Raw genomic sequence first — 18,125 nt, 5'->3', positions numbered from 1 at the left:
CGCGGGCGGTCAGCTCGCCGCCAGCGCGTGCGCCAGCCGCCGCAGGCGTTCGCTGTCGAGTACGCCGGGAGCCACCGCGGCGAGCTCGCGCAGCGAGAGGTGTCCGAGGGTGGCGACCCTCGGGTTGTCCAGCAGACCCGGCACGGCCGACTCCATCGAGGCCACCGTGTCCGGGTCGGCCAGCAGCTCGGCCACCGGGGTGGTGAGCGTGTGCTGCCCCGCGGGGAACTCCTCCGGGTCCGGCAGCGGCGTCGTCGCCCTCCGCACCTGCTCACGCTGGCGGCGCAGCAGCAGGTGCTCCGGCCCGACGTCGCCGGTGAGCGGCAGGCCCAGTCGGGTGAACTGTTCCGGCGGCGCCTCCTCCGCCCGCATCAGCTCCACCATCAGCCCGGCCAGCCGGGTCTCCACCTCGTCGTCGACCAGCGGGTCGTCCTGGTGCGGGTCGTTGTCGAGGTCGAACAGCATCGAGCCGTGCAGGTGGGTGTTGGCCAGCGGCTGGCCGGGCACACGGAGCACCGGGCAGCCCTTGGTGAACCCGAACGGCGGGCCGAGCTCCGCGTCGCGCAGCTCGTCGACGCCGAAGCGCTCGCGCATGTGCGTGGGCATCAGGGTGTAGGCGTACAACGGGCCGTTGGCCGGATCGGCACACGCCCGCATGTAGACGTGACGCCCGTCGGTGAGGTTGACGTGGCCGCCGAAGGTGCCGAACAGTCCTGCCTCCCGCACCGGTGTGTCGTCGGCGACGGTCGCCCGCAGCGGCACACCGTGCATGTCCGGCGGGCGCTCCACCCCGAAGTGGTCCAGCAGAGTGGGCGCGATGTCGATCGTCTGCACCAGGCTCGACCGGCGCTGCCCGGCCGCGTGCGGTGCGCGCGGATCCCATACGAACAAGGGGTTGTGGATGTTCTCGTCGTACCACGGCTGGGCGTTCTTGCCCCACCAGCCGTGCTCGCCGAGCAGGAAGCCGTGGTCGGTGGCCACGATCAGCATCGTGTCCGACCACAGGTCGTGGGCGTCCATCGCGTCCAGCACCCGGCCCAGCGAGTGGTCGCACATGCTGAGCAGCGAGGCGTACTCGAACCGCACGTGCTCGACCACCTCGGGCCGTTCGGTCACCCGCTTGTAGTCGGGCCAGTCGTGGTGCGGCCCGGCGTAGGCGTGCGGGTAGAGATCCTTGTACTGCTTGTACGTGAAGAACGGCTCGTGCGGGTCGAACGTCTCCAGGTGCAGGAACCAGTTGTCCTGCGCGTGGTTGGTGTCGAGGAACTCGATCCCCGCGTCGAAGGTGCGGCTCTGCGGGTGGTCCTCCTCCTGGCGCAGGTGCTCGCGGTTGATCCAGTCCTGCCGCCACGTCGGGCCGCGGCCGATCTTGGGGCTGTCGGGGACGTGCGGGTCGGCGACCTGCCCCTTCCACGCGTCGCCCTCCTGGCCGCGGAAGAACTCCCAGGAGTCGTAGCGGCCGTGGTAGGTCGCCCCGCCGTCCTCCCAGTAGTGCTGGTGGTCGCTGGTCAGATGGGTGTAGACGCCGTGCTCGCTCAGCAGTTGCGGCATCGAGTCGTCGAAGGGCTCCAGCGGACCCCAGTCGCGGTGCAGGAAGTTGTAGCGCCCGGTGTGCAGCTCGCGGCGGGCCGGTATGCACGGCATGCTCCCGCCGTAGCACCGGTCGAACGTCGCGGACCGGTCCGCCAGCCGGGCGAAGTTGGGCGCGTGCACCCAGTCGTTGCCGTAGGGCGGCAGGAAGCGCCGGTTGAGCGTGTCGAAGAGCACCAGGATCGCCTTCACCGGACCTTCCTACCAGCCGGCACGGACAACACGCCCGCCGCGGCCGGACCCGGCACTCTCGACGGGCGGAAGGGTCAGGCGGCGTCGACGTACTCGCGTTCCCGTTCCGGCACCAGCGCCTCCCTCTCCGGCCGCGACTGCCCCGGCAGCTCCGGCTCCGGCTTCCGGCGCAGGGCCACCTCGACCCGCGACCGGGTGCCCCAGCCGGTGGAGCGCAGAGTGATCAGGGACCAGAACCGCAGCGGCAGCATCACCAGCAGGTTGACGTAGCCGTACAACGGCGACGTCGCGAACGTCAGGAACCGCGACCAGACGCTCTGGTCCGCACGCCGTACGTCGAAGTAGCGCACCGACCGCGCCAGCGACATCAGCCCCACGAACCACAGGTAGTGCAGGACGAGGACCTCGCCGGTCAGCACCGTGTGCAGCACCAGCACGTACAGCAGGATCGAGGAGAAGACCGCCCACTGCGCGAGCTCGAGCAGGGTGAGCCACCACGCCGGCCTGGTGGGGGACAGGTTGCCGAGCACCCACAGCGACTCGCGGAAGAACGACCTGCCCCACCGGGCCTGCTGGCGGACGAAGTGGTTGAAACGCTCGGGTACGGCGGTGTGCGCGATCGCCGACTCCACGAACACCACCCGGCCCTCGCTCAGGCAGTAGTTCGTCATCCTCCGGTCGTCGCCGGTGATCGCGGGCTTGCCCAGGAACTCCTGGGTGAGGAAGTCGTCGAGATGCCGGAGTACGACGTCCGCCCGGTAGAACGCGAGGATCCCGCACACGCACAGCACCGACCCGAACCGCGAGTACGCGGCCCGCTCACCGAGGAAGGCGTTCGCGTACCTCACGTCCTGCATCCGGGTCAGCACGTTGTGGTCGTGGTTGAGGGGGAGGACCAGCCCGGTGGTGGCGGTGACCCGCCGCAGCCCGAACGGCCGCAGGCCCTCGTGCACCGCGGTGGGTTCCAGCACCGAGTCGGAGTCGACGCACACGAAGATGTCCACTTCCCCGGCCATCGCCCGGAAGCCGACGGCGAGCCCGTGCCGCTTGCCGAGGTTCTCCGGCTGGCGGAACACGCTGATCCGGTCGTGGACCGCGGCGTACCCTCTGGCCACCTCGAACGCGGCCGGGTCCTGGGAGGCATCGTCGACGACCACGATGCGGCGCAGGGGGTACGTCTGGGACAGCAGCGAGTCCAGGCACGAGCGGAGCAGGTCCGGGTCCTCGTTGTAGATCGTGACGATCGCGCCGATCCGGCGGCGCGGGTTCGGATTCGGCCACCGCCTCGCCGGCAGCAGGGACAGCAGCAGTTTGGTACCGAGGATGCTGAAGACGGCGAAGCCGTACACGCTCGCCAGACCGTGGTGCAGCCAGCGGGACATGGTCAACGCAGCGGCGGCGCAGAAGATCAGCAAAGCGGTGACGGTCATGCGACGTACGGTGGTGCGAACTACAGGCATGCAGGCGTTTCCTAGCTGTAGAGAGCAGGCGGCAGCGCCGCCGGAGCTCGAGCACCGCCCCCCGCGGTGATCGTGCCGGTGTGGCCGTGTGCCGGTGTGGCCGTCGGGCGCCGCGGTCGATGTGGGTCGACGGGCGCGCTGTCGAGGCGACCGGTCAGGGACCCGACGGCGGCTCGGCGGTCCCGGCCGGAGACACAGCGTGGTGCCTCCGCCTGCCGCTCAGGCGTCGGGTCGTGGAGGTCTGCCGCGGTACTCGCCGCGGAGAGAGGGCGCCGTGAGGGCGCCGGGCAAGTGGTTCGTTCTCGTCGGGTCGGCTAGCCGTAGGCGTGGGAGGTCCCACCGTCGGCCCACAGGTATCGGCGCGCACCTACCTCCGGGTGCGGCCGGCCTGCACGGCTCGGTTGCGAGCCACGCGCTGGTGGCGGATCTGGTCTTACCGGTATCACCTTCATCGCCGCCCTTCCTATCAGGGCTCGCGGCCGTTCGCAGGGGCGCGGTGACGGTTCGGCCCGAACGTGCGCGGTGACGATGCCCGGCGTCACTGTCCGGCACGTGTTGGGCGGCGCGTCCCGGGAAGGTCAGGTCCCACAGACGCGACGACCCGGTGACGCCCGGCCCGACCCAGCTCGTCCGCGACGCGTGCCTGGCCGAGGAGGCCGGCTTCGACTTCGCGGTGATGAGCGACCACTACTTCCCCTGGCTGGACGCGCAGGGTCACTCCGCGTACGCGTGGTCGGTGCTGGGCGCGGTCGCCCAGGCCACCTCGCGGATCCCGCTGATGACGTACGTCACCTGCCCGATCCGGCATTACCACCCGGCGCGGGCGTCGTGCAGAAGGCCGCCACAGTCGCGCTGCTCTGCGAGGGGCGGTTCACCCTCGGCCTCGGCGCGGGGGAGAACCTCAACGAGCACGTCGTGGGCGGTGGCTGGCCGCCGGTCGACGTACGCCACGAGATGCTCACCGAGGCGATCGAGATCATCCTTCGGGAGCTGTGAGCCGCCCCGGACTACCGCGAGCCGGGCTGGTCGGGCTGGTCGGTGCTGTCCAGCGGCGTCCAGCCCAGCACCTCCCGCGCCCGGGCCATCGGGACCAGCCGCTCCGCGCCGTCGCCGCTGATCGCGAACGGCTCGAACCCGTGGCCGCGCCGGTCCAGTGCCGCCAGCAGGGCGCGGGCGACGTCCCGGGCGGAGGTGCAGATCAGCCGGGCGCGTGGATGGTCCGTACGCGGGAAGTCGGCGTCGGCGACCGGATGGCACAGCCGCAGCGCCACCACGCTCATGCCGTACACCTCGACCGCGTTCCGGCAGACCTCCTCGCCCAGCCGCTTGGCCAGGCCGTAGAAGTCGGTCCCGTCCGGCGGGGTGGACTCGTCGGGGTAGCGCTCGCGCCCGGGCACGCCCGGGCTGATCGAGGTGTCGTTCTCCGGTCCGCCTTCCGGTCCGTCTTGTGCGCTCGGGTCGTCCACGGCCGGCTCGGCGTACACCGACATGCTGCTGGTGTAGACCGCGTGCGTGACACCGGCCTCGTGGGCGGCCCGCAACGCGACGTGCAGGCCGGGCACCGCGACCTCCAGGTGCATGCGGGCGTTGTCGATGCTGCCCCACCCGGCCATCGGCCCCATCGCCATGAACATCACCGCGTCGACACCCTCGACGGCGCGGGTCACCGCCGTCACGTCCCGCAGGTCGCCCGCGACGTACTCGACGTCGACGTCGCTGCGCGGCGGCTTCAGGTCGAACACGCGCAGGTCGTGCCGCTCGGCGAGCCGGGGCAGGACCAGCCCGCCCACCAGACCGGAACCGCCGATGACGAGTACCCGCATGCGGACCTCCCCGTAGTCGGAGCCCCGGAGGCCAGGAGTCCCGGAGCCCGACGCCTCGAGCCGGCGTCCCCCGCATCATCGCGGTTCCGCGGGGCCGGCGCGACCGGGGGTGGCGGCCGATTCCGCCACCTGTGTAGCGGAGCGAGCCGGGGTGGTGAAGACCATCGGGTCGTTCGTTCCGGAGTGGACCGGCTCGGCCGGTCCCAGCTCCGCGCCCCAAGCTCGACCTGCGCGACCGGGCGCAGGCGGTCATCTTCGCGTACGAGAGCGGCCTGATCACGGTCGGTGCGGACCGGGACCACCGGTAAACCTGCGGCGGGCCAGGTCCGGACAGCACGGACAGTAGGAACATCCGGGATGACGTGCGGCTTCGGCGGGCATGAGTCGTCCGGTAAGGGACGCGCCGCAGGACCCTGGAAAGTCTTCCCAGCCGGCTCGCCTACTCTGGGGAGGCGTCGCGGCTGGCGCGGCGACGGGGGCGAGGTATGCCACCGTTCGCTCCGTTCCGCAACTGTGCGGTCCCACTCGGCGGCTGGCACGTCGGTGACGTCGGAATGGAAGGAACGACCAGCGGATGGTTCGATCCCGGCGGATCGTGCTCGCAACCCTGGCCGCGCTGACGGCGCTGACCGGCGCCGGACCCGCCATCACCCCGGCCGGCGCGACCAACACCCGACCCGATCTTCCGGGCACGGCGGCCTGGCAGCAGGCCTCCTTCGGCGGACGACCACTGCCCAGTCTCACCGGCACGTCGCCGGCCTCGGTCGCCGCGTACTTCGCCGGGCTCCCCACCGCCGAGCGGAAGGGACTGGCCACGCGTTATCCCGCGGTGGTCGGCAACATGGACGGCGCACCACCTGCCCTGCGGTACGCCGCGAACCGGCACGAGGTCGCCAGGTCCGGTGTCTGGCGGGGCGTGCTGGACCTGCGCGACCGGCAGATCCTCGCGCTCGACCCCCGCGAACGCGGCCTCGCCGTCGAGGTGTTCGGTGACCTCGCGACCGCGGACCGGGTGGCCGTGCTGGTGCCCGGTGCGGGTGCGGACCTGTACCACCTGGACGAGCCGGGCGGAATCGCCGCCGGCGCCCGCGCGATGCGTGCGGAGGCCGAACGCCAGGAACCCGGCACCCGGTTGGCGGTGATCGCGTGGGCCGGATACGCCACCCCGGTCGACGCCGGCGCGGCCGCGATGCAGGGCAGCCTGGCCCGCGTCGGCGCGGCCCGGCTGCAGCGGTTCCTTGCCGGCCTGTCGGCGTACACCTCAGCCCCGGTCGGGCTCTTCTGCCACAGCTACGGCTCCGTGGTCTGCGGCCTCAGCGACCTGCCCCGTCAGGTGGACGACATCGCGGTGTTCGGCAGCCCGGGGGTGCGCCACCGCACCGCGTCCGGCCTGTCGCACACCGCCCGGGTCTGGGCCGGACTCGCCGCCGGCGACCCGATCCGGTACGTCCCGTTCGTACGCGTCGGCGACTACGGCCACGGCCCGAGCCCGGTGAGCCCGGCGTTCGGCGCCAAGGTCTTCGCCACCACCGGCGCCCGCGGCCACGGCGGCTACCTCATGCCCGGCACCGAGTCCCTGCGCAACCTGGTGCGGATCGCGCTTGGCCGCGACGGTGCGGTCACACCGGGACCACACTCGCGTCCACCCGAGTAGCCCAGGGTCGGTTGGGGGAGCGGTCAGGGACTTACCCCGATGGGCGATGCCCCGCGCAGGGCAATCATCGACCCCATGAACGCTGGAACAGGCCTCTCCTCGCCGCAGGGCTCACCGCAGTACGGCTCTTCGCAGTACGGCTCTCCGCCGCACACGTCGCCGACGGGATCGCTGCGGATCGGCGACGCCGAACGCGACCGGGCCGTGGAGATGCTGCAGGCGGCCTACGCCGAGGGCCGGATCGACCACTCCGAACTCGACCTGCGGGTGGGCGGCGCGCTGGCTGCCGTGGACCGCGCCGAACTCGCCCACGCACTGCGCGGGCTTCCGCTGCCGGCCTCGAGCCCGTCGAGCACACCGAGCGCGCCGCGGGCACCGCACGCGCCGACCGGGCGCCCGGGTGCGGCGCCGAGCGGGTCGGACCGCTCAATGGCGCTGCTCGCCCACTGGGCGGGCGTACCCACGCTGTTCGTCGTACCCCTCGTCATCACCGCGACCGCGGGCCAGCGCTCGGCGTTCGTGCGCGAACAGGCCATCGAGGCGACCAACTTCCAGCTCAGCTTCCTCGGCGCGTGCATCGCGCTCGGGATCCTGAGCAGCATCACCTTCGGGCTCGCCGCCATAGCCCTCGCCCCGCTGGTCCTGGCCTGGCTCCTGCTGTCGGGCATCGCGGGGATGTCGGCGCTGTGCGGCAACCGCTGGCGCTACCCCTGGTCGATTCGCCTGCTCAAGTAGCTCGAGCAGCGCACGAAGGGCTCACGTCCGTACGGCCTGCAATCCGTACGGCCTGGGTGGGAGAGGGGGACCCACCCCGTAGGGTCGACGGGTGATGCGCGCACCCGCACCGCCGCCGGAGGTACGCCGGGCCCGCCTCGCGGTGGCCGTGACGTTCCTCGTCCACGCGGCCGTCTTCGCCACCTGGGCCCCCCGGATCCCGTCCATCAAGCAGGCTCTCCACCTCGACAACGGCGCCCTCGGCATCGCCCTCGGCGGCCTCGCGGTCGGCCTGCTGGTGGGCACGAGACTGACCGGCCGGATGGAGCGGGCGGGCCGCACCGGCCTGGCGATGCGCATCCTCGTGCCGGTGCAGGCCGTCGCGCTGGTCGGCCCCGCGTTCGCCACCGACCTGGTGACGCTGACCGCCGCGCTGGCCGTGCTGGGCCTGATCGGCGGGATGCTGGACGTCGCGATGAACGCGCACGCCGTGGCGGTCGAGCGGTTGTACGGCCGGCCGATCATGTCCGGCTTCCACGGCCTGTGGAGTCTCGGCTCGATGGCGGGTTCGGCGATCGCCGCGCTGGTGGCGCGGGAGGGCGTGGACGTCCGGGTGCACTTCATCGTGGCCGGGGTGGTGTGCGCGGTGGCCAGCGCGCCGTTCCTCGCCCGTCTGCTGCGCCCCGAACAGGAGGCGGCGGTCACCGGCCACCACGTGGAGGTGCCCGGCGGGCGGCGGCCCCCGGTCCGCGTCGTCGTGGTGGTGATGATGGCGGCGATGGGGTTCGGGTCGTTCCTCGGCGAGGGGGCGATCGCCGACTGGAGCGCGGTCTACCTGAACGAGAGCCTCGGTGCCTCCGTCGGGCTCGCGGCGCTCGGGCTGTCGGTGTTCTCCGGTGCGATGACGGCGTCCCGGCTGATCGCGGACCGGGTGGGCGCGAAGTACGGCCCGGTGGTGGTGGCGCGCGCCGGCGCCGCGCTGGGTGCGCTGGGGTACGTCATCTTCCTGCTCGCGCCCGGGCCGGCGGTGGCGCTGGTGGGCTTCGCCGTCGCCGGGTTCGGGATCGGGCCGGCGGTGCCGGTGGTGTTCAGTGCCGCCGGCAACACGGGAACGAAGAACCGCGTGTCGGTCCTCGGCCCGGTGGTGTCGGCGGGCTACCTGGGCGCGGTGCTCGGCCCGGTCGCGATCGGCGCCGTCGCCCACCGGGTCGGGCTGGAGTGGGCGCTGGTCATCCCGCTCGCCTTCGTGGCGCTCATCTTCGTCGCCGCCGGGCTGCTGCGCGGCGCCGCCGGTGGCAAGTCCGACGGCGAGGAGGACGGCAAGCAGGGCGGTGAGCGGGCCGGGACGCGGACCGGCGGCGAAACCGCCGCCCGCGCCCACGGCCCGGCCAACATCGACGGCTGACATCGACGGCTGACAGACGGCGACTGACAGACGCCCCGCTCGTTACCGCCCTGCCTCCGCCCACTGGGAGACGGCGCCCTGGTGCAGTTCGGCGTAGACCTGGTCCCGCAGCCGGTTGGCGTCGGCGTCGGTGAGCGTGCAGTCCAGTGCCCGCACCACCAGCCGGACCAGCACGTTCCGCTGGCCCGGGGCGATCCCCAGCCGGGTCCGCGCTGCCGCGGGCAGGTCGTCGTACGACGTCTCCGACAGCACCTCGACGGTCTCCACGACGTCGGCGTCTGTTCCCAGAGCCGCGCGCACCCGGTCGCCGAGCAGTTCGGCCGAGGTGTCCACGCCGGCGTCCACCACGACGGACAGGTCGCGGCGTACCGGAGGCTGGTGGGAGACCGGCCGGTACTCCGTACGATCCAGCATCTGCGCGGCCACCCGGGGATCGGCCGAGCGCAGCAGCCGGATGTCGGGGATGCCCTTGCCGAGCATCAGCAGCCGGTCCAGGCCGAGCCCCATCGCCAGGCCGGTCCAGGTGGGTACGGGCAACCCGGCGCCGGCCAGCACTCCGGGCGCGGCCAGGCCGCACTCGCCGATCTCCACCCAGCGGCCCTGCCACCACACGTCGATCTGGCGGCCGTGCTCGGTGTAGGGGTGCACCTTCGGTTCGGTACGCCAGCGGCTGCCCGGCAGCGCCGTCTCCACCACCAGCCCGATCTGCTCGGTGAGGTCCTCCTCGGTGCAGGGCCGGTGCCGGCGTACCCGCCACAGGTCGAGCTGGTGCGGCGTACCCGTGTGCTGCCAGTCGATGCTGTCCCGCCGGTAACACATGCCGGGGCAGACCAGCAGCACGTCGGTGGGTGAGGTCCCGGCCTCGGCAGTGACCCCGGCGGCGAGCCGGCGCAGCGCTCCGGGGATCGACGCGCTGCTGTGGCTGCGCAGCACGTGCTCGGCGTCGACGTAGCGGGTGTAGTGCGCCTCGCGCGTCACGGCGTCGGCGGCGTACCCCAGGTGGTCGTAGTTGTCGGCGAGGGAGACGACGGGAGAGGACCGGACGACGCGGACCTCGGCGTCCCAGGCCGAACCCAGGGCGGCGGCCAGGTCGCCGACCACGAGCTGCAGGGCGTGCGGGCCCTGGGCCGGGTCGGACAGGTCGCGGATCGAGAGACAGGCCCGCAGCTGCGCGGGCGTGAGGACAGCAGACATCGAAGACATCGGAGTACTCCTCGAAGGATCGTGCGCGATGGGTGGGACGGGGTGAAGGGACTCGCACACCCCGACCGGCTCGCTGCGGATCCACCGAGGAGAACGCCGCCGACGGCGCCCAGGTGGTTCGCGTTCAGGTCCTCAGATGATCAGAACGCGGCACCCGGGCATACCCGGCACTCCACCCCGACGGCACCGCGGTGCCGGCCGGGGCGGCGAAATCGCCGCCCGGGTACGCCCATGCCGGCAACCGTACGCGCCGGGCGCCACCCACCGCCATCCCCTTGGGCCGAACCTGAGGAGGCCGCCTCATCCTCAGGTCGGACACCGGGCCGGGCAAACTCCACCCGCCGGGCCACGTCGCCGGGTTGGCCACCGCCTACGGTGGGGGACGGCCAGCAGGCCAGGATTGGCAACCAAGGTGTCGGGAGGCATCCGTGGGACGGATCGAGGCGAGGAACCTCACCAAGATCTACGGCGGCAAACGCGCGGTGGACGACCTGTCGTTCAGCGTCGAGCCCGGCGTGGTGACCGGCTTCCTCGGCCCCAACGGAGCGGGTAAGTCCACCACCATGCGGCTGATGCTCGGCCTGGACCACGGCGGCGGGCAGACGCGCTTCGACGGGCAGCCGTACTCCCGGATCACCCACCCGATGCGGCACGTCGGCGCGGTGCTGGAGGCGAAGGCGTTCCACCCGACCCGGACCGCCCGCAACCACCTGACGATGCTGGCGGCCGCCAACGGCATTCCCCGGCAGCGGGTCGACGTCGTCCTCGACCACGTCGGGCTGACCGACGTCGCGGGCCACAGGCCGAAGACGTTCTCCCTCGGGATGGGGCAGCGCCTCGGCCTGGCCAGCGCGCTGCTCGGCGACCCGCACACGCTGATCCTGGACGAGCCGGCCAACGGCCTGGACCCGCAGGGCATCACCTGGCTGCGCAACTTCCTGAAGTCCTTCGCCTCCACCGGGCGCACGGTGTTCGTCTCCAGCCACCTGCTGGCCGAGATGGGGCTGATGGCCGACCGGCTGGTGGTGATCGGCCGCGGCCGGCTGATCGCCTCCGGCGAGGTCCAGGACTTCGTACGCAAGGCCTCCCACACCGCCGTGCTCGTCCGCACGCCGCAGGCCGACCGGCTGACCGAGGCGCTGCGCGCGCAACAGGTGTGGGCCGAGCCCCAGGGCGACGGCAGCCTGGTGGTCAACGGCCTGGACCAGGCCAAGGTGGGCGAGCTCGCGTTCTCCGCCGGCGTGGTCCTGCACGAGCTCACCACCCGGACCGCCACGCTGGAGGAGGCCTTCCTGGAGGCGACCGGCGGTTCGGAGGAGTACGTCGCCCAACTCGGCCAGGCGACCGCCGAGGACGTGGCCGCCGCCCGCCGCGGGCAGCCCGCCGCCTCCGCTCCCTCGTCCGTCACCTCGTCCTCGGGAGAGTCTCGATGATCGACGCCCTGCGGTTCGAGTGGATCCGGATCCGCACCATCCGCTCCACCTACTGGCTCACCGCGCTCGCCCTGGTGCTGAGCGCCGCCGTCGCCGGCCTGATCGGGTACTTCTCACGGGAGAACCCGATCAGCGACCAGATGGCCGGAGTGATCCTCACCGGCGGGTCGGCGTTCAGCCCGCTGCCCTTCACGGCGGTCTTCATGGGGATCATCGGGGTCTTCGCGTTCGGTCACGAGTACCGCCACGGGACGATCCTGCCCACGCTCACCGCGGTGCCCCGGCGTGGTTCGCTGGTCCTGGCCAAGGCCGCGGTGCTGATCGGCTGGTCGCTGGTGGTGGCCGTGGTCAGCGTGGGCCTGAACTGGGGAGTGGCCCGGGTGCTGTCGGGCCAGTCGCTGCCGCTGTTCGACGCGCCGGTCGGCCCGGCACTGGGCGGCTACCTCGGCTTCGTCGTGCTGTGGGGGCTGCTCGGCCTCGGCCTGGGCGGCCTGCTGCGCAGCCTGCCGGCGGCGATGGTGCTGATCTTCGTCGTCCCGCTGGTGGTGGAGCCGCTGCTCACCGCGCTCACCATGATCCCCGCGCTGGAGTCCGTCCGGGAGTACGTGCACTATCTGCCGTTCACGGCCGGGAACGCCATGTCCCAGACCGTGAGCGACCTCGGCGCCGACAGGCCGCGGAACTCCGACCTGCCGACCCGCCTGGTCAGCAGCCTCACGTTCACCGCCTGGGTCGCTCTCGTACTCGGCGCGGCGACGGCGCTGTTCCACAAACGCGACGCCTAGGTTCTGCCCTGGAACCGAACCGCCCTCGCCGTGTGCCCGGCCGCCATCCGGGCCTAAGGTAAGACGATCGGCCATATCTGGACAGTGACGTCCGGATGGCATTTCGTGATCATGAGGAGCGGACGTGACTTCGGTGCCGAGTGCTTCGTACTCCATCACCGTGCGGCTCGAGGTGCCCGCCGGCGGCCGGGCGGTCAGTGAGCTCACGGCCGCAGTCGAGCACGCCGGCGGCACCATCACCGCCCTCGATGTCACCGCCTCCGGGCACGAACGGCTGCAGATCGACGTCACCTGCGCCGCCACCGACACCGCGCACGCCGACCGGCTGGTCGAGGTGCTGCGCGAGGTCGCCGGCGTCGCGATCCACAAGGTGTCCGACCGCACCTTCCTCATGCACCTCGGCGGCAAGATCGAGATGCAGGCCAAGCACCCGATCCGCAACCGCGACGACCTGTCGATGATCTACACCCCCGGCGTGGCCCGGGTGTCGATGGCGATCGCGGCCAACCCCGAAGACGCCCGCCGGCTCACGATCAAGCGCAACTCCGTCGCCGTGGTCAGCGACGGTTCCGCGGTGCTCGGCCTGGGCAACATCGGCCCGCACGCCGCGCTGCCGGTGATGGAGGGCAAGGCGGCGCTGTTCAAGCGGTTCGCCGGCATCGACGCCTGGCCGCTGTGCCTGGACACCCAGGACGTCGACACGATCGTCGAGGTCGTCCGCAGCATCGCGCCCGGGTTCGCCGGGATCAACCTGGAGGACATCTCCGCCCCGCGCTGCTTCGAGGTCGAACGCCGGCTGCGCGAGCTCCTCGACATCCCGGTGTTCCACGACGACCAGCACGGCACCGCGATCGTCGTCCTGGCCGCGCTGACCAACGCCCTGCGGATCGTCGGCAAGGACCTCGCGCACGTCCGGATCGTGATGTCCGGCGCGGGCGCTGCCGGGAGCGCCATCCTGCGGCTGCTGCTGGCCGCCGGCGCCAAGGACGTGCTGGTCGCCGACATCGAGGGCGTGATACACGCCGACCGCGAGGGCCTGTCGCCGGAGCTGCGCTGGATCGCCGAGCAGACCAACCATGCGCACTACGTGGGCGACCTGCACGGCGCGGTCGTCGGGGCCGACGTGTTCGTCGGTGTCTCCGCCCCCAACGTCCTGGCCGGAGCCGACGTCGCGACGATGAACAAGGGCGCGATCGTGTTCGCGCTGGCCAACCCCGACCCGGAGGTCGACCCGGCGGAGGCGCGCGAGCACGCCAGCGTCGTGGCCACCGGCCGCAGCGACTACCCCAACCAGATCAACAACGTGCTGGCGTTCCCCGGCGTCTTCCGCGGCCTGCTCGACGCCCAGAGCCACCACGTCGACGAGAGCATGTTGCTGGCCGCCGCGCACGCGATCGCCAACGTCGTCACCGAGGAACAGCTCAACGCCAACTACGTGATCCCGAGCGTCTTCCATCCGGACGTGCACGGTGCGGTCGCGGCCGCGGTGCGCGACGCGGTGGCCGCCTCCGGCCGCTGATGCGCCGGCTCACGGGGGTGGCCGGCGCGGCGTGGTGGGTGGCGTTCGCGCTGGCGTGTGTGCTCAACCTGTACGGGCTGTACGCACCCAGCGAGCCCGGCCCGGACCTGACGTTCGCCTATGCCGACAAGGTGGCGCATTTCGCGACCTTTGCCTCGGTGGCGTTCACCGGCGCCATGGTGGGCGTTCCGGTGCGCTGGCTGGCCGGGATCCTCGCCCTGCACGCGGTTAGCAGCGAGATCGTCCAGGGCACCCTGATGGCTCACCGGGAGGGCGACCCGTTCGACGTACTCGCCGATCTGGCCGGGGTCACGGCCGGCCTGGCCCTCGCCGCCGCCGGCCGCCACTTCGCAGTCAGGAAGGATCGGGCTGCCGGGGAGGATCTGTCGGCCCGGGACGGCGGAGACGCTCGTACGACGGCACCGGACGCGGGATCATGAGGACATGAGCGGGGACTACTACACCGGGCAGTTGCTGGTCGCGACGCCCGCGCTGACCGACTCCAACTTTGCCCGTGGTGTCGTCCTGGTCCTCGACCACGACCACGACGGCGCGCTCGGGGTGCTGGTCAACCGGCCCAGCGAGCTGCCCGTCACCTCCGTACTCGCCCAATGGAACGACCTGGTCTGCCCGCCGGACGTGCTCTTCCACGGCGGTCCGGTGGCCACCGACTCCGCGCTGGCGCTGGCGGAGGTGCCCGCCGACGGCGAGGCCGAGCCCCTCGGGTGGCGGCGGCTGCACGGGCACCTCGGCCTGGTCGACCTGGACACCCCTCCGGAGCTGCTGGCCGGCGGGGTTCGCAGCATGCGGATGTTCGCCGGGTACGCGGGATGGTCACCCGGTCAGCTGGAGACCGAGGTCAAGGAGGGCGGGTGGTACGTCGTGGACGCCGAGCCGGGCGATGCGTTCACCACCGACCCCGAAGGGCTGTGGCGGCGGGTGCTGCGCCGGCAACCGGACGAGCTCGCCCTGGTGGCGACGTTCCCCGAGGACCCGTCCCTGAACTGACCGGCCGCCGGGCCGTGTGCCCGGGGTGGGTGAACGTCTAGACTTCGCCGAGTGAGTACGCAACTCAGCCCCGGTGCGCAGACCGTCGAGGACACCCGCACGGTGCCCTCCCACGGCGACGACGGCGATCACGAGCGGTTCTCCCATTACGTCCCCAAGGAGAAGCTTGTCGAGGCCATGGTCACGGGCACGGCCGTGATCGCGCTGTGCGGCAAGGTCTGGGTGCCCAGCCGCGACCCGGAGAGGTTCCCCGTCTGCCCGGAGTGCAAGGAGATCTGGGAAGGTCTCCCGCCCGGCGGCGGTGACGGCGAGGGCAACGACTGATCCGCTGACCCGTCCGCGACCGGCTGGGTGGTCTACGCCTGCTGTTCTCAGCTGGCTTCGGACCACTGGCGACGGCGTTCCCGGTCGGCGCAGACCGCCTCCCAGGCGTTCCGTCTGGCGATGCCGGCGTCGGCCGCGAGCAGTGCGGCGAGCCGGACCACCACCGACCGTGCTCCCCGCACCAGGGGAGGCGGACCGGGCTGCGCGTACGCCGCGACCGAATCGGGGGACGGTGCCCGGCTGCTCATGCTGGCTCCTCGCTGCTCCGGCCGGCGGGCGGCCGCCGGACGCGGATCCGGGGTGTTCTCCCCATGAGGATGCGCGGGCCGTGTTGCGTGCTGGTTGCCGGCAGGTCAATGCCGGTCGACGGTTGTCGGGCTTCACCGGATGACCGGTGCGCCCGCCTCCCGGCGCTACGACGCTCCGTCGCTACGACGGACGCTCCGTCGCTACGGCTGGTCGGGCGCGCGGGTGGCTGCCCGGGCGGAGGACGGCGTGCCGGCCGACTGGGGAGCCGAGCGTTGCGGGGGCGGCGTGTGCCGGCGCCTCGCCCGACCGGCGTTCACGGCGAGTTCGACGACGTCGTTCCACTGCTGGCGGCGCTGGAGATCTGCGCACACCGCCTCCCAGGCGTTGCGCTGCCCGAGGTCGGCGTCCAGGCCGGGCACCCGGGAGGCCACCTGGCCGACGAACCTGCGGGCGGTTTCCACCAGGCCTCGCTGGGGAATCGGAACCTGCCGACCGTCCGGAGTGGACCCGCCGCCATCGACCATCGCTGCTCCTCTTCGACCCCGTTCGACCCTGTCCGACCCTGCCGACGGTGCCGGCGCGCGCCCCGATGACGAGGCGTACCGGCACCTGGCGCTGCGGTCGATATTCCCCACTTGGAGTTTGCCGATGGTTACGGATTGGTCAAGCCTGGGTGGGAGACACGCTCACGGTTCGGTGACCGTTCGATAACGGGAGAAGGCCGCCCTACCCGTCGAAACCGGGACGATCGGGCTGTCGCGACACGCCGTTCGTCCTATCACCTGGGCCGTTGTCCCGATGCGTGTGGGCCTGACCCGAAACGACCGGCGATCAAGCTAATGTCGCGGGTCGGAGTTCGTCCATGCGGAAGGGAAGATGTGAGCACGCCCGCCTCGACGACCGACACCCGTCACGTAGCCCCCGGCACCGGAAACCCCGGAGTGGCCGGCGCCGGAGCCGCCAGCACCGTCGGACCCTGGGGCCGGCTGCGCGCCTGGCAGCAGGAGGCGTTCGACGCCTACAACGCCCGCCATCCGCGTGACTACCTCGCGGTCGCGACCCCGGGAGCGGGCAAGACGGCGTTCGCCCTCACGATCGCCGCGGACCTGCTCGCCCGGCGGGTCGTGGAGAAGGTCATCGTGGTCACCCCGACCGACCACCTCAAGCGCCAGTGGGCCGACGCGGCCGCCCGCGGCGACATCGCCCTGGACCCGGCGTTCGCCGGTCGCGGCGGGCGCACCAGCCGGGACTTCCACGGTGTCGTGGTCACCTACGCCGGGGTGGCGGCGGCGACCCAGGCGCTGCGGGTGCGCTGCGAGCGGTTCAAGACGATGGTGATCCTGGACGAGATCCACCACGCGGGCGACGCGCTCACCTGGGGGGAGTCGGTCCGCGAGGCGTTCGAGCCGGCCACCCGGCGCCTGTCGCTCACCGGTACGCCGTTTCGCAGCGACACCAACCCCATCCCGTTCGTCACCTACGCACCGGACACCGAGGGCGTCCCGCGCAGCGAGGCCGACTACGGCTACGGCTACGGCCGCGCCCTGGCCGACGGCGTGGTCCGGCCGGTGCTGTTCCTGGCGTACTCCGGTGACATGCGCTGGCGCACCAGCGCCGGCGACGAGATGCACGTACGACTCGGCACCCCGCTCACCAAGGACCTGGCGGCCCAGGCGTGGCGGACCGCGCTGGACCCGGCCGGCGACTGGATCCAGACCGTCCTGCGGGCCGCGGACACCCGGCTCACCGAGGTGCGCCGGCACGTACCCGACGCCGGTGGCCTGGTGATCGCCACCGACCAGGAGACCGCCCGCGCGTACGCCAAGATCCTCGGCCAGGTCTCCGGTGAGAAGCCCACCGTCGTCCTGTCCGACGAATCCACGGCGAGCAAGCGGATCGGGCAGTTCGCCGAGAACGACAGCCGCTGGATGGTCGCCGTCCGGATGGTGAGCGAGGGCGTCGACGTGCCCCGGCTGGCGGTCGGGGTGTACGCCACCGCCACCCAGACGCCGTTGTTCTTCGCCCAGGCGGTGGGACGTTTCGTCCGGGCCCGGCGGCGGGGCGAGACCGCGTCGCTGTTCCTGCCGACGGTGCCGATCCTGCTGCAGTACGCCGCGGAGATGGAGGTTCTGCGCGACCACGCGCTGGGCCGGGCGGTCAAGGACGAGGACGACATCTTCGCCGCGGAGGAGGACCTGCTGGCCGAGGCGGCCCGCGGCGAGACCGGCGCCGACATGCTCGAGGACCAGCGCTACCAGGCGATCGGGTCGGAGGCGGCGTTCGACCGGCTGGTGTACGACGGCAACGAGTTCGGCGGTGAGCTGGGCGAGGACGAGACGGAGTTCCTCGGCATCCCCGGCCTGCTCGAACCCGACCAGATGCGTGAGCTGCTGCGCCGGCGGCGTACGGGCAACGACTCCGACGCGCCGACGTCGGCGACCAGGGCCGGCTCGGCTTCCTCGGCGTCCTCGTCCGGGGCTGTCGGTTCGGTGCCGCCGCCGGTCGCGGAGGAGTCCGCGGGCGGCTCCGGAGCACCGGACGGTGCGACGTACCAGCGGCTGGGGGTGCTGCGCCGGGAGCTCAACGGCCTGGTCGCCGCCTGGCACCACCGGACCGGCCAGCCGCACGGCGCCGTGCACGCCGAGCTGCGCCGGGTGTGCGGCGGCCCGCTGGCGGTGCAGGCCACCGCCGAACAGCTCCAGGCCCGCATCGACACGGTCCGGGACTGGGCGGTCAAGCGGTCCTGAGTTCCGCCGGCCCGGGCCG

The 18,125-nt window shown here is 72.3% G+C and carries 17 protein-coding genes and 1 pseudogene; 12 read left to right on the top strand and 6 right to left on the bottom strand.

What is annotated here, in order from left to right; all coding sequences use genetic code 11:
- Window positions 1-9: 9 nt before the first annotated feature.
- Together FHR37_RS16295 and FHR37_RS16290 are read right to left on the bottom strand one after the other, a co-directional pair.
- Entirely contained in the window at window positions 10-1,782 is a 1,773-nt protein-coding gene (locus tag FHR37_RS16295) for a sulfatase (RefSeq protein ID WP_092879948.1), read from the bottom strand.
- 74 nt (window positions 1,783-1,856) lie between these two features.
- Entirely contained in the window at window positions 1,857-3,212 is a 1,356-nt protein-coding gene (locus FHR37_RS16290) for a glycosyltransferase (RefSeq protein WP_175542294.1), read from the bottom strand.
- 634 nt (window positions 3,213-3,846) lie between these two features.
- On the opposite strand from FHR37_RS16290, the pseudogene FHR37_RS32530 reads away from it, so the two are divergent.
- Both FHR37_RS32530 and FHR37_RS32525 read left to right on the top strand, forming a co-directional pair.
- A pseudogene (locus FHR37_RS32530) lies at window positions 3,847-4,008 on the top strand (LLM class flavin-dependent oxidoreductase); the annotation flags it as partial.
- Window positions 4,009-4,070: 62 nt separating this feature from the next.
- A complete protein-coding gene (locus tag FHR37_RS32525; RefSeq protein ID WP_269086052.1) occupies window positions 4,071-4,238 on the top strand; it encodes an LLM class flavin-dependent oxidoreductase in 168 nt (55 codons plus the stop codon).
- Between the two features lie 11 nt (window positions 4,239-4,249).
- Here FHR37_RS32525 and FHR37_RS16280 read toward each other — a convergent pair whose 3' ends face one another.
- A complete protein-coding gene (locus FHR37_RS16280) occupies window positions 4,250-5,065 on the bottom strand; it encodes an NAD-dependent epimerase/dehydratase family protein (RefSeq protein ID WP_092879942.1) in 816 nt (271 codons plus the stop codon).
- Window positions 5,066-5,639: 574 nt separating this feature from the next.
- Here FHR37_RS16280 and FHR37_RS16275 point away from each other — a divergent pair.
- The 3 genes from FHR37_RS16275 to FHR37_RS16265 all read left to right on the top strand — a co-directional run bounded on the left by FHR37_RS16275 (window position 5,640) and on the right by FHR37_RS16265 (window position 8,838).
- Complete coding sequence (locus FHR37_RS16275) at window positions 5,640-6,719, top strand: alpha/beta hydrolase (RefSeq protein ID WP_092879939.1); 1,080 nt, start codon at window positions 5,640-5,642, stop codon at window positions 6,717-6,719.
- A 75-nt stretch (window positions 6,720-6,794) separates the two neighbouring features.
- Window positions 6,795-7,454 (top strand): DUF1707 and DUF4870 domain-containing protein, encoded by a 660-nt coding sequence (locus tag FHR37_RS16270; protein ID WP_092879936.1) that lies wholly within the window; start codon window positions 6,795-6,797, stop codon window positions 7,452-7,454.
- 94 nt (window positions 7,455-7,548) lie between these two features.
- Window positions 7,549-8,838: an MFS transporter gene (locus FHR37_RS16265; protein ID WP_092879933.1), complete on the top strand. Its 1,290-nt coding sequence runs from the start codon at window positions 7,549-7,551 to the stop codon at window positions 8,836-8,838.
- A gap of 42 nt (window positions 8,839-8,880) precedes the next feature.
- Here the strand turns inward: FHR37_RS16265 and srmL are convergent, their stop codons facing one another.
- Window positions 8,881-10,032: a PheS-related mystery ligase SrmL gene (srmL, locus tag FHR37_RS16260; protein WP_092879931.1), complete on the bottom strand. Its 1,152-nt coding sequence runs from the start codon at window positions 10,030-10,032 to the stop codon at window positions 8,881-8,883.
- Window positions 10,033-10,469: 437 nt separating this feature from the next.
- Here srmL and FHR37_RS16255 point away from each other — a divergent pair, with 437 nt between their 5' ends.
- The 6 genes from FHR37_RS16255 to FHR37_RS16230 all read left to right on the top strand — a co-directional run bounded on the left by FHR37_RS16255 (window position 10,470) and on the right by FHR37_RS16230 (window position 15,110).
- A complete protein-coding gene (locus tag FHR37_RS16255; RefSeq protein WP_092879928.1) occupies window positions 10,470-11,474 on the top strand; it encodes an ATP-binding cassette domain-containing protein in 1,005 nt (334 codons plus the stop codon).
- On the top strand, window positions 11,471-12,259 hold the full coding sequence (locus FHR37_RS16250; RefSeq protein ID WP_092879925.1) for an ABC transporter permease: 789 nt from the start codon (window positions 11,471-11,473) through the stop codon (window positions 12,257-12,259). The genes FHR37_RS16255 and FHR37_RS16250 overlap by 4 nt, the downstream gene beginning before the upstream one ends.
- 124 nt (window positions 12,260-12,383) lie before the next feature.
- Entirely contained in the window at window positions 12,384-13,778 is a 1,395-nt protein-coding gene (locus FHR37_RS16245) for an NAD-dependent malic enzyme (RefSeq protein WP_092879922.1), read from the top strand.
- On the top strand, window positions 13,778-14,218 hold the full coding sequence (locus FHR37_RS16240; RefSeq protein WP_092879919.1) for a VanZ family protein: 441 nt from the start codon (window positions 13,778-13,780) through the stop codon (window positions 14,216-14,218). Before FHR37_RS16245 ends, FHR37_RS16240 begins: the two co-directional genes overlap by 1 nt.
- Window positions 14,219-14,222: 4 nt before the next feature.
- The gene (locus tag FHR37_RS16235) at window positions 14,223-14,786 is read left to right on the top strand and encodes a YqgE/AlgH family protein (RefSeq protein ID WP_092879916.1); all 564 of its coding nucleotides are present in this window, start codon (window positions 14,223-14,225) and stop codon (window positions 14,784-14,786) included.
- A 51-nt stretch (window positions 14,787-14,837) separates the two neighbouring features.
- On the top strand, window positions 14,838-15,110 hold the full coding sequence (locus tag FHR37_RS16230) for a DUF3039 domain-containing protein (RefSeq protein ID WP_092879913.1): 273 nt from the start codon (window positions 14,838-14,840) through the stop codon (window positions 15,108-15,110).
- A 47-nt stretch (window positions 15,111-15,157) separates the two neighbouring features.
- On the opposite strand, the gene FHR37_RS16225 is transcribed toward FHR37_RS16230, so the two are convergent.
- Together FHR37_RS16225 and FHR37_RS16220 are read right to left on the bottom strand one after the other, a co-directional pair.
- The gene (locus FHR37_RS16225) at window positions 15,158-15,358 is read right to left on the bottom strand and encodes a hypothetical protein (protein ID WP_092879910.1); all 201 of its coding nucleotides are present in this window, start codon (window positions 15,356-15,358) and stop codon (window positions 15,158-15,160) included.
- 201 nt (window positions 15,359-15,559) lie between these two features.
- A complete protein-coding gene (locus FHR37_RS16220) occupies window positions 15,560-15,883 on the bottom strand; it encodes a hypothetical protein (protein ID WP_092879908.1) in 324 nt (107 codons plus the stop codon).
- Window positions 15,884-16,237: 354 nt separating this feature from the next.
- Here FHR37_RS16220 and FHR37_RS16215 point away from each other — a divergent pair, with 354 nt between their 5' ends.
- The gene (locus FHR37_RS16215; RefSeq protein ID WP_456237021.1) at window positions 16,238-18,106 is read left to right on the top strand and encodes a DEAD/DEAH box helicase; all 1,869 of its coding nucleotides are present in this window, start codon (window positions 16,238-16,240) and stop codon (window positions 18,104-18,106) included.
- The last annotated feature ends 19 nt before the right edge of the window (window positions 18,107-18,125 follow it).

Origin of the sequence: Actinopolymorpha cephalotaxi, assembly GCF_013408535.1 — a bacterium.
Classification (GTDB): Bacteria; Actinomycetota; Actinomycetes; order Propionibacteriales; family Actinopolymorphaceae; genus Actinopolymorpha; species Actinopolymorpha cephalotaxi.
This window is presented reverse-complemented; position numbering and strand designations above follow the sequence as displayed.

Coding starts and splice junctions, on each gene's coding strand:
- FHR37_RS16290 (WP_175542294.1), bottom strand. CDS start 3,212: ATGACCGTCACCGCTTTGCTGATCTTCTGCGCCGCCGCTGCGTTGACC.
- FHR37_RS16280 (WP_092879942.1), bottom strand. CDS start 5,065: ATGCGGGTACTCGTCATCGGCGGTTCCGGTCTGGTGGGCGGGCTGGTC.
- FHR37_RS16275 (WP_092879939.1), top strand. CDS start 5,640: ATGGTTCGATCCCGGCGGATCGTGCTCGCAACCCTGGCCGCGCTGACG.
- FHR37_RS16270 (WP_092879936.1), top strand. CDS start 6,795: ATGAACGCTGGAACAGGCCTCTCCTCGCCGCAGGGCTCACCGCAGTAC.
- FHR37_RS16265 (WP_092879933.1), top strand. CDS start 7,549: ATGCGCGCACCCGCACCGCCGCCGGAGGTACGCCGGGCCCGCCTCGCG.
- srmL (WP_092879931.1), bottom strand. CDS start 10,032: ATGTCTGCTGTCCTCACGCCCGCGCAGCTGCGGGCCTGTCTCTCGATC.
- FHR37_RS16250 (WP_092879925.1), top strand. CDS start 11,471: ATGATCGACGCCCTGCGGTTCGAGTGGATCCGGATCCGCACCATCCGC.
- FHR37_RS16240 (WP_092879919.1), top strand. CDS start 13,778: ATGCGCCGGCTCACGGGGGTGGCCGGCGCGGCGTGGTGGGTGGCGTTC.
- FHR37_RS16235 (WP_092879916.1), top strand. CDS start 14,223: ATGAGCGGGGACTACTACACCGGGCAGTTGCTGGTCGCGACGCCCGCG.
- FHR37_RS16225 (WP_092879910.1), bottom strand. CDS start 15,358: ATGAGCAGCCGGGCACCGTCCCCCGATTCGGTCGCGGCGTACGCGCAG.
- FHR37_RS16220 (WP_092879908.1), bottom strand. CDS start 15,883: ATGGTCGATGGCGGCGGGTCCACTCCGGACGGTCGGCAGGTTCCGATT.